At 56.0% G+C, this 14640-nt stretch carries 11 protein-coding genes; 2 read left to right on the top strand and 9 right to left on the bottom strand.

The window, feature by feature from the left end; all coding sequences use genetic code 11:
- Position 1 precedes the first annotated feature (1 nt).
- From PY793_RS12525 to PY793_RS12535, 3 genes are read right to left on the bottom strand one after another with little or no spacing between them, the layout of a single operon-like run.
- Positions 2-1255 carry an arsenic transporter gene (locus PY793_RS12525; protein ID WP_275178353.1) on the bottom strand — a complete coding sequence of 418 codons (1254 nt, stop codon included), beginning with the start codon at positions 1253-1255 and terminating at the stop codon, positions 2-4.
- Positions 1252-2523 (bottom strand): MFS transporter, encoded by a 1272-nt coding sequence (locus PY793_RS12530; protein WP_342803929.1) that lies wholly within the window; start codon positions 2521-2523, stop codon positions 1252-1254. The genes PY793_RS12525 and PY793_RS12530 overlap by 4 nt, the downstream gene beginning before the upstream one ends.
- Positions 2508-3038 (bottom strand): GNAT family N-acetyltransferase, encoded by a 531-nt coding sequence (locus PY793_RS12535; RefSeq protein WP_275178355.1) that lies wholly within the window; start codon positions 3036-3038, stop codon positions 2508-2510. The genes PY793_RS12530 and PY793_RS12535 overlap by 16 nt, the downstream gene beginning before the upstream one ends.
- Before the next feature lie 225 nt (positions 3039-3263).
- Here PY793_RS12535 and PY793_RS12540 point away from each other — a divergent pair, with 225 nt between their 5' ends.
- The gene (locus PY793_RS12540; RefSeq protein ID WP_275178356.1) at positions 3264-5531 is read left to right on the top strand and encodes a TonB-dependent receptor; all 2268 of its coding nucleotides are present in this window, start codon (positions 3264-3266) and stop codon (positions 5529-5531) included.
- 458 nt (positions 5532-5989) lie between these two features.
- Here PY793_RS12540 and PY793_RS12545 read toward each other — a convergent pair whose 3' ends face one another.
- Positions 5990-6361 carry an HdeA/HdeB family chaperone gene (locus PY793_RS12545; protein ID WP_275178357.1) on the bottom strand — a complete coding sequence of 124 codons (372 nt, stop codon included), beginning with the start codon at positions 6359-6361 and terminating at the stop codon, positions 5990-5992.
- Positions 6362-6602: 241 nt separating this feature from the next.
- On the opposite strand from PY793_RS12545, the gene PY793_RS12550 reads away from it, so the two are divergent.
- Positions 6603-7880, top strand: a complete 1278-nt coding sequence (locus tag PY793_RS12550; RefSeq protein WP_275178358.1) for an MFS transporter — start codon at positions 6603-6605, stop codon at positions 7878-7880.
- A 40-nt stretch (positions 7881-7920) separates the two neighbouring features.
- Here PY793_RS12550 and PY793_RS12555 read toward each other — a convergent pair whose 3' ends face one another.
- From PY793_RS12555 to PY793_RS12575, 5 genes are all read right to left on the bottom strand, one after another.
- Positions 7921-8907, bottom strand: coding sequence for a hypothetical protein (locus tag PY793_RS12555; protein ID WP_275178359.1), 987 nt, complete (start codon positions 8905-8907; stop codon positions 7921-7923).
- A 726-nt stretch (positions 8908-9633) separates the two neighbouring features.
- Positions 9634-10647, bottom strand: a complete 1014-nt coding sequence (gene holA / locus PY793_RS12560) for a DNA polymerase III subunit delta (RefSeq protein WP_275178360.1) — start codon at positions 10645-10647, stop codon at positions 9634-9636.
- Positions 10648-10665: 18 nt separating this feature from the next.
- Positions 10666-11361, bottom strand: coding sequence for a hypothetical protein (locus PY793_RS12565; RefSeq protein ID WP_275178361.1), 696 nt, complete (start codon positions 11359-11361; stop codon positions 10666-10668).
- Complete coding sequence (leuS, locus tag PY793_RS12570) at positions 11361-13979, bottom strand: leucine--tRNA ligase (protein WP_275178362.1); 2619 nt, start codon at positions 13977-13979, stop codon at positions 11361-11363. Before leuS ends, PY793_RS12565 begins: the two co-directional genes overlap by 1 nt.
- Before the next feature lie 71 nt (positions 13980-14050).
- On the bottom strand, positions 14051-14587 hold the full coding sequence (locus PY793_RS12575; RefSeq protein WP_275178363.1) for a DUF3576 domain-containing protein: 537 nt from the start codon (positions 14585-14587) through the stop codon (positions 14051-14053).
- Positions 14588-14640 lie beyond the last annotated feature (53 nt).

The following is a 14640-nucleotide window of genomic DNA, read 5'->3' on the forward strand; positions in this document are numbered from 1 at the left end:
ACTACCCCATCAGCAATCGCGCACCCAGCGCAGTAAACAGCGCCACAGGCATGGCCACAGCGCCCACCTTGAAAAATTGCATAAACCCGACATCCTCGCCCCCTCGACGGATCACCTGAAGCCACAGGATTGTGGCCAGCGACCCAGTGACGGACAGGTTGGGACCGAGGTCCACACCGATCAGGAGGTTATCGATAACAAGGCGTGGCGCATGGGCCTGCGTTGCGGCTTCGCTTGCGATCAGTCCGGCGGGGAGGTTGTTCATGATGTTTGAAACAAAGGCCAGAAGGGTGCCCGAACCGAAAGCCGCCATGATAGGGTTAGACCGGGCTGCACTGTGCAGCATCCGGGCGATCTCCCCGATCAGTCCGGTGCTGTCGATGGCTTGTACCAGCACGAACAACCCCGCCACAAGTGGTAGAACCCCCCATGCAATCTCCCGCATCAACAGGAGTGGTGAGCGTCGCGCCAGCGCGGATACACCAAGAGCCGTTACAAGACCGGCCAGTGCTGTAGGCAGCCCGAGAGGACGATCGAAAGCGGAAATCGTCACCAGCAGGATTGCCGTCAGCACAATTCCCGCAAAGGCTGCCTTGCCGCCCGGCGTCAGGCGGATCGGCTCCACCTGCGGCGAGCAGTTTTGTCTGAGATGTTTACGCTCAACAAGACGGAGGACCAGATAGGTCATCACGATCGCCATAAGCGATGGAAGTGCGAATGAGGCCATCCACGACCCCAGGGCCGGAAGAGCCCCGTTGTAAAGAACCAGATTGGCCGGATTGGAAACCGGCAGAACAAAACTGGCGGCGTTGGCGATGAGCGCGCATGCGAACAGCAGGGGAAGAGGGTCTGCTTTTGCTTTGGTTGCCACAGCAAGTACTGCCGGTGTCAGCACAACGGCCGTTGCATCGTTGGACATGAATGTTGTCACCACGACACCCGCCAGATAAACCAGCGTGAACAGTCTGGTCGTTGAGCCTGCGGCATGATTGACCGCCCATGTCGCAATCCAGTCGAACAGACCGTTCGCCTGCGCTGTCTCGCTGAGCAGCATCATGCCGGTCAGGAAGAGATAGACATCTCCTCCTTTGAGAATGCCTGCTCCGGCCATGGAAAACGGGATCAGCCCCGTTACGACAAGAAGGGCTGCCCCTGTTACGGCCCACACCCACTCGGCCACCCGGAAAGGCCGGATAATGACCCCGGCAGTTGTCAGCGTTGCGATTGCCCAGATCGTTTCATCATGAAGCATCATGCCGGGACACACTCCGCAGAACGCATGACCGATGCCGAGCAGACCCACACCCCCACAGACAGGATGGCAAAACAGCCCAGAGTGTAAAATGCTGTGGAATACCCCAGATCCTGGGCAAGCCAGCCTCCCAGCGCGGGCGAAAGGCTTGCCCCGATCCCTTGCGCTGTCATGACAACGCCCTGCCCCACATTGATCCGCCCCGTGCCGTCAAGAAGCCGCGCTACCAGACCGGGAACCGCAACACTCTGAAGTCCAGCTCCTATGCCGTCCAGCACCTGCACGGGCCACACGCCCCAATGCTGGATGAACGTCCCCGCGATCAGGCCACGCAGCGGCAGGGCGGCAAATGAGATCAGCAACACAACCCAGTATCCACGGCTTGCCACAAAACGCATGGCCAGAAGACTGACGCCGATCATCACGGCCTGCGCCACCACAACGGTCATTGCCGTAAACATCGCGGGATTCCCTTTTCCGGCACTGACCACCGCCATGCCGTAAAGTGGGAGCATCGCAGCATTGCCGAGATGAAAAAAACAGAGACATGCCGCGAGAATCAGAAGAGGCTTGTGCCTAAGAAATGACCTGAACCCTTCAGCCTTTCGGGTGTCGTGACTGTCTGCCTCTTCCAGCCCGCGAGCTGCCTGATGATCAATGGACTTCTCGGGTATCATAAGCACGGCCGCAACGGCGAGTAGCCCGAACGCGATCTCAAGGAAGAAAATCGCTGACAGGCCAAACCGCCACCCGAGCCAGCCGGATAACCCGGCTCCAACCATATTACCGGCGTGATTCCATGCCTGATTACGGCCAATCTGCGCGTTAAAACCTTTCTGGCGCACGATCCCCAGTGTCATTCCGGCCATCAGGGGGCCGATCCCGGCCCCGGCCAGCGCCGTGGCAAGCTGACTGATGGTGACGACAAAAGTCGATTGGGAACTCAGTAAAAGAAGCGAGGCGGAAATGGTGCATAATGCCGCGATAATAACAAACAGGCGTTTTTTTGTTGTCTGGTCAATAAAAGCACCGGCTGGAATGGTGGCGATCATTCCGGCAATGCCCCCTGCCGTCATAACAGAGCCGATCGGCCCTGTCTGCCAGCCATGACGCTGAAGAAACACGCCCAGAAAGGGGCCAATACCGGCCTGTACGTCAGCCATAAAAAAGTTCAGGGCGCATAATGAATATAATGCACGCTCTGACAGAATACCGTGCGGCCTTCCTGTTTTCAGACCAGCTACAGAAACGTGCATCATTGGGCACCCCATTCACGCCGCAGGATCGCATACTGCATCGTATTTTCGTAAACCGGTTGGCCCTGCCCGTCATTCATGAAAGAGACAAACTCCATGAATGTTCCTTCCCGGCGCATTCCCAGTTTCTGGCAAAGACGCTGCGATGGCAGGTTGTGGTCTTCGACATAGGCATAAAGGCGGCGTGCATGCTGTGCGTCAAACAGAGAGGCAAACAGGGCGTGCGCGCTTTCGTATGCATATCCCTGACCGGTAAAGCGGGGGTTGAAGTGCCATCCGACTGCAATGGCGTCGTCTTCAGGCACAGCAAACAGGTCGCCAATCAATGCATCATTACCTTTGAGGCAGACAGCAATATGTTGGTCGTCCGTGCTGCGTTTTTTTGCCTCAGCCAAAGCGGCGGTTTTGTCAGAAAGTCTGAGTGAAAAGAAGCAGCTGGATCGTGGATCATGCAGATAGGCATATAAGGCCGGGCCATCTGCTTCGCGGAAATTGCGAAGAATAAGTCGCTTTGTTTCTATATTCAGCATCTCATTTGCTTCTTTCCGACTGCATGCATGTCAATAGTTCATTCCGATGATGGGTTCAATCCGGGGAGCTTTCAGTGTGTCTGATTTGCGCCCCTTTCCCCGCTTTTATGTCCGATAACCGGCCTCTTTCATTCGTGGAACAGGGTCCGCCCCTTAAATGGCATTGACAATCATTCTTAATTGCAGGAAGGGTTACAAAATTTTCCCATAGTGAGTTCTCATACCATGAGTTTCCGTGCTGTTTGTCTGAACACATTATGCGTGTCCGCGTTACTGTCGGGAGCAGGGCCTTCATGGCTTCTTGCTCCTGCCCATGCCGAGAATGGCTCCCCGCAGCATGAAGCTGCATCGCACGATACTGGTCAACGGAGCCAGAAGAAGAAGCTCAATACCCAGTCGCATCTTCCAGATATGGCGGGGACGCCAGTCAATACAGGGAAAGAGGAAGACCTGGTTGTTAAAGCGTCACGTAACAACCGGATGTACGTGTCAAGCGGAGGCGACCTTGGAGCGCTTGGTCGCAAGAAAGGGCTTGATGTGCCCTTTAACATCCGTAGCTATAATGCCAGCCTCATTTTGAATCAGCAGTCACAGACTTTAGGTGACGTTCTGCTCAATGATCCAACTGTCAGAACAACGACAGGGTATGGGAATTACGCCCAGCTTTTCCAGATACGCGGTTTTACCTTGTATGGTGATGATATCGCTATTGATGGCCTGTATGGCGTAACGCCCAGGCAGCTTGTTTCGCCTCAACTTTATGACTCAGTGCAGGTGCTCAATGGCGCAAGTGCTTTTCTGAATGGAGCCGCGCCAGGTGGCTCTGCCATTGGCGGGAATGTCAACCTTGTCTCCAAGCGGGCAACGATAACAGACATAACCCGTGTTACGGGCGATTATACAAGCAGATCCCAAGGGGGTGGGGCAGTTGATGTCAGCCGCAGGTTTGGCACGGACCGGGCCTACGGTTTTCGTTTTAACGCTGCCGGTATGGATGGTGAGACGCCTATCCATGGTGAACGTCGGGCGGATATTGCTCTGGGAGGCGCGTTTGATTGGCATAATGACGATACCCGTATCAACATGAACATGAATTACCAGAAACAGCAGGTTTTTGGTGGGCGTAGCGCAATTATTGTTTCCAGTCTTGCCGCGGGTATGCCCGCACCTTTGTCGCCCTCCCCGTCAAAAAACTGGGGGCAGCACTGGGCCTATACGGACCTGTCTTACCTTTTCGGCACAATGGGTATCGAGCATGCTTTTGGAAAGCATGTGATGGTATATGGAAAGTTCGGTGCGCAGGGTGGTAACGAAATGGGTAATTACGCCACCACTACCCTGACAAATTCTCATACAGGGGATGGTCGTGTAGGCGCTATGGCCACAGCCTATAATGTCATGAACGAAGCGACTCAGGCTGGTGTGCGTGCCCATGTGAACACGGGTTTTATCAAGCATGAAATCAATGCCGGTGGGTCTGCAATCTGGGAGGAGTCCGATGCGGCGTATGCCATGAGTCTGGTTGGAGTGCCGGGGAATATTTATCACCCAACACAGTTTACCCCAAACGAAACGTATGCTCGCGGTAACATGAGTGATCCGGGGCGTGTTGCATGGAATAAGCTGTATAGTTTGTTTCTGTCAGATACAATGACCTTCTGGCATGACCGCATCGCTCTAACGGGTGGATTCCGTTATCAGGATATTCTCTCCAATTCTTATGCTTATGGCAGCGGTAAGATGCAGGCACACTATGATTCCTCTGCATTTTCTCCTGTTATCGGTCTTGTGGTTCATCCGATCAAACATTTTGCCCTGTATTTTAATCGCATTCAGGGACTATCGGCGGGTTCCGTGGTGGGTTCCAATTACGTCAATGTCGGTCAGGTTTTTGCCCCTTATCAAAGCACACAGTATGAGGTGGGAGCCAAATACGATGTTGGTCGTTTTACGGCGGGCATTGCATTTTACCAGACTTCCATGCCGTACGGGATAGTTGAAGCTTATGGTAATACCGGTCAATTACTCTACACCCAGAACGGACGGCAGAAAAACCGTGGTATGGAACTGACTTTTAATGGCGAAATTCTACGTGGATTGCGGTTTAATGGTGGCTTGACCCTTATTGACGCCGAGCAGGTGCGGGCCAGTAGCGCAGCGAATAATGGTAAAACAGTGATCGGTGTTCCCAATTATACCATTAATGGCAACCTCGAATACGATGTACCTTTTGTTAAAGGGCTGACGCTGGTCGGGCGTGTTATCAGTACGGGCAAGCAACAGTTTAATAATGCCAATAGTGCACATCTGTCTGCCTGGTCGCGTTTTGATCTTGGGGCGCGGTATACATTTCTGGTTCGTGGCAAAGCGCTTACCACGCGTTTTGAGGTCGATAACGTCGGGAACCAACGGTACTGGGCTTCTGTCTATCAGAGCAATCTGATCATGGGTGATCCTGAAACCTTTAAATTTTCAGTCACGGCTGATTTGTAAGGCAGGGCGCTTACTACGGGTCTTCACAGTATTCCGATACGGCTCCGATATGACCATGCCGCAATATCAGTGGGGTGAATGGGCAAGCCCGCTCAATTGGGGAGGGTGTTTTTCAAGACCCGGAAACCCCGGGGGCTTCATGCCATTCCTCAATGAACACGGATCACATGGAGGTGACAAGCCGTGCGGCCGTAGTGTCGATCGGGATACTGGTGATGACCCGTGAGCCGGATGCGGCAGGTTCCAGATTGTCCCATATGTAGGGAACAGCAGAAGATTTTGACCGCTTATGGGGAGGTGCGGCGTTGATTCCACTTCAGTTTATACACATTATCCACAGAGTTATTCACGGGGGCTGTGTTCTGGGTGTGAGTCAGGTTGAAAAGCGCTGCGTGCAGTGGCCGCAGGTCAGTAACGCAGCGCCAGGCGCGGAGGAGGGCAGTTATCTCCCGTGATGATTATTCAGCGCCCTGATGTTTTTCAATGTCGTGGAATGCACTTTCCACGGCAGTATAGAACTTGGATTCCGGATTTTCGGTACAGGACTGTTTTATTTTCTCAGATCCGTACGTCATGTTACTGACAAAGTCGTTAGGATTGGACGTGGGATTGCTTTGTGAGAGGTCATTGCTCAGCCCGCTAATATAGCCCTGTGCCCATGCCATGAATTTTTCTTCTGAATGTGGATTGATCTCCAGAAGCTTCAGATATTTTTCACAAGAAACATTACCTAGACCGATAATACTGGTTTCGGCTTTTGCCTGATGAGAGACAAATAGCGCTAGGCTTAAAAGAAAAACGGTTTTTACGGTGTTGCTCCGTAGCATCATGGCTCTTTCCTTCCGGTGCTAATATGCCTGTTGAGCTTTGCTGTGTGCCCTATGACACATTTATGTTGAAAAATCTCCATGTTCATAATGCAGATCCGGGTCTGGCAAGGGTTTTTTTATTTTGGAAAGACAACGCATACACTTTATATGCCGCGTGCCTTACCTTGTAAAAAACGGGAAACTCTTTTTATAAGTGTGTCATAAAATACTTAATTTAGATATGCATTAACGGAATAGTCGCATGCTCGCGCCCACGCAACCGGTTCCTTCCCCCTCGCAAAAACCTGCCCTTACCAACCAGAACGCCTATATTGTTGCGTGGTTTTTGTGTCTGGTGTTTTACTGGTTGCAGTATTCCACCCGCTCCGCTCCCAGCGTTATGGTGGGGGAACTGGTTTCGGCCTTTGGGCTGACAACGGTTGGTCTGGGCTCCCTGCTCGGGCTTTATTACTACACCTATTCCCTCTGTTCCATTGTCTCGGGTGCGGCGGTGGACAGGTGGGGGGCCAAATACACCATTTCCTTTGGTGCGCTGGTGCTGGCAACGGGTACATGCCTGTTTGGCTGGGGTAACGAGTGGATGGCGGGTCTGGGCCGACTGATGCAGGGTGCGGGTTCGGCCTTTGCATTTGTCGGGGCTGTGTATCTTGCCGCGCGTGGTTTTTCCAAGCAGCATCTGGCAACCGCCGTGGGTGTTACCCAATGCGCGGGCATGATGGGGGGAGCCATGGGCCAGTCCACCGTGGCCTGGCTGATCCACGGCGTACTCAACTGGCATTTTTTCTGGATTGATACAGGTGGGTTGATAGCCCTTGTTGGCGTGTTCATTTTTTTTCTGACTCCTGGCGAGCACAAAAACGCCATCGCTGCTCACCGTCCTGCAGGGTCCATGTTCGCGCCTTACAGGAGCGTGCTCTCCAACCCGCAATCCTATTTGTGCGGGTTGTGTTCTGGCCTGCTGTTTTTGCCAACAACCGTTGGCAGCATGACATGGGGCATAACCTTTCTAACCCAGAGCTGGCACATCGGGTATCATGATGCGGTCATGCGTGCAGCCATGGTGCCGGTTGGCTGGATGGTGGGCTGTCCGGCCCTTGGTTACCTGAGTGACCGCATAGGCCGCCGTAAACCCGTACTCCTTGGTGGTATTATTGTTATGGCGTTTACCGTTGCCGCCATTATTTATCTGCCGGGCAACACATTTCCACCTTATGTTCTGGCCTTTGTGCTGGGGGTGTCCTCCGGTGCGGCCATGATCCCCTACTCCATTATCAAGGAGGTCAATGCGGATGAGGTCAAGGGTAGCGCTACCGGGGCCATCAATTTTCTGGTGTTTGTCATGAGCGCCATTGCCTCCCCCCTGTTTGCCGCTTTTTTGCAGCATCTGGGTCACGGGCAGGCTTTGACTGGCGTGCAGTTTTCCCAGGCTTTCAGTTTTGGGCTGGCAGGCATTGTGCTGGCAGGGGGGCTTACCCTTTTCCTGCATGAAACAGGGCCAGGCCGTTGTTCCAGCCGCTAAGGCTGCTACACAGGGGCTGGTTGATGGGCGTGGTGTCGGGTCATTTACTGACAGGAATAGTCACCACGCTTCCGGGGTTCAGGGTTGTTTTGGAAAGTTCGAGAAGCATCTGGGTGGTTGAAAAAGCCAGCTTGCTTTCAAAATCTCTGCGATCAATCCAGTAATAATAGTGGTCGTACAGAACGGATACAAACGCATCATCGGGTTGCTTATGCCCTGAATGTACATCGATCAGGGATTTTTCCTCACGACTGCTTTCCATATCAACAGATTTTCGGGTATTCCCAGAGGAAACCTCGTCATCCGGGACTTGAATCTGGTAGGCAATCTGGCCCAGAATACTCAGCATGCTTCTGGTCAGCATCTTGATCTGACCTGGGTCGGGGGCACCAACACCGTACACCACTTCCATCCGCTCGTATCTGGCAGAAAAGTTGAGCTGTTTTTTGGTTTTTTCCGCGAGAACGGAAAGAGTAGGGTCAGTTGTTGATGAAATGCTTATGAAAACATGGCTGTTTTCAGTTTCCTTGTCTCGTGTGCCCGGTGTCTGCTGGAACTGAATGTTCAGCAGACCCGCCGCCTGTAGAAGACGCAGGTCACGGAGCAGGCTGAAAAAATCCACACTCTGGGCATCAACATCGGCGTCCAGATCTCCAACATTCCGTGAAAATGGACGATTATTGCTCATAAGATTAATGGACTGCACGGAAAGTCGCAGCAGCACATCTATGGGCAGCCCGCCCATGGCCAAGGGTAACAGGCTGGCGGGGGGCAGAGGGCGTAAAAAATTATGGGCGAAGGCATCACCCGTTACGGGCTGGAAGGTAAAAGTCGGGCTTTCCTGCAACTGTGTGGCGATCCCCCCATTTGGGCGGATGGGAAAAGTGTCTGATGCAACACCAAGAAACCCACTGTGCTGTAACTGGTAGCCTGAAATAAGCTGTGTGGTATCCAAAAATCCGGGTGTATCGGCATAGCGCAGGCGTACAAGGTTGGAGAGTGTCTGCCGTTTGCTGGCTTCGATCATGGAACTTGCATACTGGTCCTGATCTTTTCCGAGTTTATAACTTCCAATACTATAGCAGCCACTTGTTAATAAAATAAGAGAACAGCACAATATTCTTTCAGCTACACGTGGCATGTGTCACCTTTCAGAATGTTGGATGGTCTCGAACATTCTATAGTCAAGATATAATAGACTATTTTAGAGCATTATTTCTGGTGGGGAGCAAGGCGGAATGGAAGGATAAGTTTTTTATGATGGTATTTTTAAATATATTGGTCTTATTATTTTACATTTAAATGTACTTTGGAATGCCTTGATCAAGAGCGTAACACGCAAGGCAGTACAGACGGGCGGGAGATAAATGCCGGGGGAAAAGTGTGTGCTGGTGTCCGCGGCGGGATTCGAACCCACGGCCCCAGGATTCATCCCACTACAGCTTTCACTGCCGCTGCGCTGCCGCAGCGTTTGTGGGCTGGACTGTCCCTTTACCATAGACCTGTGGTGACAGGTCTTTAGGCACCGCCCGTCCAGTCTCTACACCTTCCGTTCATGTTGAACGGCTTGGCTCGGGATTGGCAAGGCCCTTGCAGGCCGTAGCGTTCCCCGACTTTGAGCGGATTCACCATAATGTTTCCAGTTATGGTGCCCAATTAAATAGGAATCCTGTGCTCTATCCTACTGAGCTACGCGGACACACCGCTTTTGTATACTGAATGCCCCCTGAGCGGACAAGGGGAAAAGCAGAGGCTAACGGCGGCTGTACAGAGCTGCCCGGGCAGCCAGTGTGGCAATATGGCGGCGGCAGAGCAGCAGATCGGGGGCTCCGCTCTGCTTGCAGGCCAGTTCCAGCGCCTGGAGTTCTGCCAGCGCGTTGCTTAACGCTGGCAAGGACCAGAACTCCAGCGCGCGGCCAAAGCTGGCCGTGCGTTTGAAAAACACGGGAGGGCGCAGGGTTTTGAGCGCGTCACTCCGGCTCTGCCCAGCGGCCATGGCGGCCCGCACCCTGCGTAGGCGGTGCATATGGCCCATAAAGGCACGGATAATGGCTATGGGGGCAGTGCCTTCGGCCAGTGCACGCTCAAGTGCTGTGTCGGTTTCTGTCCGGTTGCCCTCGGTGGCGGCAAAGGCGGCATCTTCGACCGATACGCTCCCGGCATCTCCAATACAGGCGCGCACGTCCTCCAGCGCCAGAGTGCCTGTGTCCCCTGCGTAAAGGGCCAGTTTTTCCACTTCGCTGCGGGCTGCCGCGCGGTCCGCACCAAGGCGGCCTGCCAGCCAGTGCAGGGCATCGGTATCAATCCGTACATGGTGAGCGCCCAGCATCTGGGTAATGGACGCCTCCAGAGTGCGCCCTTCCTCGGGGTAGCAGCCAATGCTGGCGCATGCGGGCAGTTTTTCCATGAGCTGCCGCAGCCTGGAGCGGGAGGCAAGACCCGGAGCTTCCAGTATGACCAGTGTGTCCGTGTTCTGGGCCAGAATATGCTCAAGGGGCTTGAGCAGTGTGTCCGACGCATCCCGCACACGCACAACCCGGCGCCCCCCCATAAGCGAGAGAGCTGTGGCTTCTTCTTCCAGTCTGTTGTGGGTTTCGCGGTCCAGCAGGGCAATGCGGAACGCATCGTCCAGCGTGCCAGTCAGCCGGTGTGTGGCCTGTAAGGCGCGTTCGCGGATCAGCCCCGTATCTTCCCCATGAAGCAGGATAACGCGCCACGCTCCGGGGTCGCTGAGAACACGGGCAATGCCACGGGCGTCTATTTTCATGACCAGCCCGCCCGGTGCCTAGAAGTTGGTGTTGATGGGCGCACGTCCTGTGGCCATGTTCGGAATGGCGTCCGGGCCTTCCTGTTCCATGGGTGTGCCTTGATCGGAATCGGGAATGAGATTGGGGGACGGATAGAGCGTTTTGGGCTGGTTATCCTGAACGTCTGCCGGAGTGGCGTGGGTTTTGAACCAGGTGGCCACCTGCTGGGTAATCTGCTCGCCCAATGTCTGCGCGATGCGGCCTATCGTGTTTTCCATGTTCAGGGTCTGGGCAAAATACTGTTCGTAGGTGTTGGTGTAACCATCCAGCGCCTGGGCGTAACCCTGCGTGATCAGCCGGGGGTTCTGCTCGATGGTCAGCAACTGCCACTGCGCAGTGGCCTGCATACGGGTCCGCCCGCTTGTGTTGTCCCCATGAATGTCAATGGCTTCACCGCTAATACTGGGCTGGACTACAAGCTTGTATTTATGCGGGTCTTCCGGTCCGTCACCAGCCATCTGGGCTTGCAGCGCCAGACGGACCTGCTGGCCAAAGCGTTGCGGAATATTGGCGACATAAACATCTTTAAGTTCGGCTGGCACATCAACCGCGCCTTTTTCCTCTCCGTATAAAGGCTTGAAGCCGCAACCACTCACGAGCAGGGGGGCTGCCATAAGGGCTGTGGTGGCCAGCGCGGCCTTGCAGAGAGAAAAAAGGGAGCGGGTCCGGGTCATCAGCCTGCCGTTACAAAGTTAACAATGCGGTTGGGCACATGCACACGTTTGACAATACGCTTGCCTTCCAGCAACCGCGCCACGTTGGGTTCGGCTTCTGCCCGCGCCAGCACGGCGGCTGGGTCTTCATCGGGCAGGGCTTCTATTGTGCCGCGCAGCTTGCCCAGAATCTGCACCGCTATGGTGACCTGTGTTGCCGCCAGCAGGTCGGGCTGGGGGGTAGGCCATGCCTGTGTTGCGGCAAGCCCTGCCGTGGGTTCAAGGCTTGCAAACATTTCTTCGGCCAGATGCGGCATCATGGGGGCGCAGAGCAGGCACAGAATACGGGCGGCCTCGCGCCGGGCAAAGTCCATGCCTGTAACGCTGGCGGCTTTTTCCGCATCCGCCAGAGCGGAGGTCAGTTCATGAATACGCGCAACCGCCACGTTAATGGCAAAGCTTTCCAGCGCTTCGGTGACTGCGGCAAGCGTGCGGTGCGTGGTGCGGCGCAGCGTATCGGCATTGCGGTCCATATCCGCCGGGCAGGTAGGGGCGGCGGGCACGCTGGCGGCAACGCCACAGACCGTACGGAACAGGCGTTGGGCAAAGCGCGCAGCTCCGGCCACACCGGCCTCGGTCCATTCCATATCCCGCTCGGGGGGGCTGTCGGACAGGACAAACCAGCGCGCGGTATCAGCCCCAAAGCGTTCGATAATGGCTACGGGGGCAACCGTGTTGCGCTTGGATTTGGACATTTTTTCCACCCGGCCCACGGTTACGGGGTCGGTGGTGCCACGTTTGACCACACCTTCGGGCGTGCGCTCCACTTCCTCGGGGTAGAGCCACTGGCCTGTGCTGTCCTTGTAGCTTTCATGGCTGACCATGCCCTGGGTAAACAGGCCCGCAAACGGCTCGTCCACATTCAGGTGGCCGGTACGGTGCATGGCGCGGGTAAAGAAGCGCGCGTAGAGCAGGTGCAGGATGGCGTGTTCGATCCCGCCGATATACTGGTCCACGGCCAGCCAGCCATCTGCGGCTTCGCGCACGGTGGGGGCAGCGGCGTGGGGGGCGGTAAAGCGGGCAAAATACCACGAGCTGTCCACGAATGTGTCAAACGTATCGGTCTCACGCGTGGCGGGCTTGCCGCAGCATGGGCAGGTGGTGTGCTTCCATGTGGGGTGGTGGTCTAGCGGGTTGCCGGGCCTGTCGAAGGTTACGTCCTCGGGCAGCTTTACGGGGAGCTGGTCATCGGGCACCGGCACCGCGCCGCAGGTGGTGCAATGAATGACCGGTATGGGGCAGCCCCAGTACCGCTGGCGCGAAATGCCCCAGTCACGCAGCCGCCAGTTGACAACACCCTGACCCACCCCGAGGTCCTGCAGGCGTGCGATGGCGGATTGGCAGGCCCGCACGGTGCTTTGCCCGTCCAGAAAACCGGAGTTGATCATGGTGCCATCGCCGGTAAAGGCCTGCCCGGTTATGGCGAAGTCTGCCTGATCCTTGCCTTCTGGCAGCACCACAGGGGTTACGGGCAGGTTGTATTTGTGGGCAAAATCCAGATCGCGCTGGTCCCCCGATGGGCAGCCGAACAGCGCGCCCGTGCCGTAGTCCATCAGCACAAAATTGGCGATCCAGACAGGAAAGCTCTTGTCCATGAACGGGTGGTTTACACGCAGGCCCGTGTCAAACCCGCGTTTTTCGGCAGTTTCCACCGCTTCGACCGATGTGCCAAGGCGGCGGCATTCGGCCACGAACTCCGCAGCCTGCGGGTTATGCCCGGCCACCCACTGGGCCAGCGGGTGGTCTGGTGCAATGGCCAGGAAGGACATGCCGAACAACGTGTCGGGGCGGGTGGTAAACACTTCCACCGCGTTCAGGTTGGTATCCAGCCCCGTAGGGGGTTCATGCAGCGAGAAGGTGAGCCTGGCCCCTTCGGAGCGGCCAATCCAGCGTTCCTGCATGGTGCGTACGCGCTCTGGCCAGCGGTCGAGCGCTTTCAGCCCGTCCAGCAGGTCCTGTGCAAAGTCGGTAATGCGCAGGAACCACTGGGAGAGTTTTTTCTTTTCAATTGGTGCGCCAGAGCGCCAGCCCTTGCCGTCGACCACCTGTTCGTTGGCCAGAACGGTCTGGTCCACCGGGTCCCAGTTGACCCAGCTTTCGCGCCGTTCAACCAGCCCGGCCTGCATGAAGTCGAGGAACAGCTTCTGCTGCTTGCCGTAATAATCGGGCAGGCAGGTTGCAATTTCACGGTCCCAGTTGAGGGAGAAACCAAGCCGCTGCAAGGTGGTGCGCATGACGGCAATGTTGTTGAGCGTCCATTCCTGTGGGTGCACGCCGCGTTCGCGCGCTGCGTTTTCGGCTGGCAGGCCAAATGCGTCCCACCCCATGGGGTGCAGCACGGCAAAGCCACGGGCGCGCTTGTAGCGGGCAATGACATCGCCCAGTGCATAGTTGCGCACATGCCCCATATGGAGCTGCCCCGATGGGTAGGGAAACATTTCCAGCACATAGTATTTGGGCTTATCCGCCGGAGGGACATCCGGAACGGTAAAGATATCGGCTTTTTCCCACGCCTTCTGCCATTTTGGCTCGACTGCGTTGAAGTCATAGGAGGGGGATGGGCTGGAAGGCTGGGACATGGAATGAGAATCTACGCTTGCAGGCTAGAAGGAAGAAAAAAAGGACGAATACGCGGAGCGGGCCGGGTCGGTCAGTCCTGATTGCCGTTATCGGCGCGGAGTTTGCGCGCGCGGGAGAGAATGCGCGTGGCAATGTCGGATGCGGTATTGGGGGCGGGGGGCGTATCCACCCATGTTCCATCCTGCTTGAGCTGGCGGAACACGCTCAGGCGCAGCGCATCGGAGCGCAGGCGGCGGTCCAGCACAAAGGCGGTGATCTTGAACCGTTCATTATGTGTGGCGGGGGGCGTGTACCAGTCTGTCAGGATAATCCCGCCTTCCGCATCGGCCGTGGCCACTGGCATGAAGGAGAGGGTATCCAGTGCTGCGCGCCACAGATAGGCGTTTACGCCACCTTTCAGGCTGGTTTCCCCGCCAGAAGCACCGCGGTCTTCGTCCAGCAGGTGGTTGCGCGGGGCGGCAAGGCCGGTCCGGGTCCGGTCGGAGCTGGAGCAGCCGCTTAACAGGCATATCCCCGCAACAGCCGTGGCGGCGCTCATCCATTTAAGGAGCAGCATGGGGTGGGGGCGGCTGGCAGCGGCATGGCTGGGCATGAGACGGCGAAGCATGGCGTTGATGTGGCTCCTTGGCACGTGGGTATCCGTCTTTCCCGGTCCGCCGG

The sequence above is a fragment of the Acetobacter fabarum genome, from assembly GCF_029069195.1.
Taxonomy (GTDB): Bacteria; Pseudomonadota; Alphaproteobacteria; order Acetobacterales; family Acetobacteraceae; genus Acetobacter; species Acetobacter fabarum_A.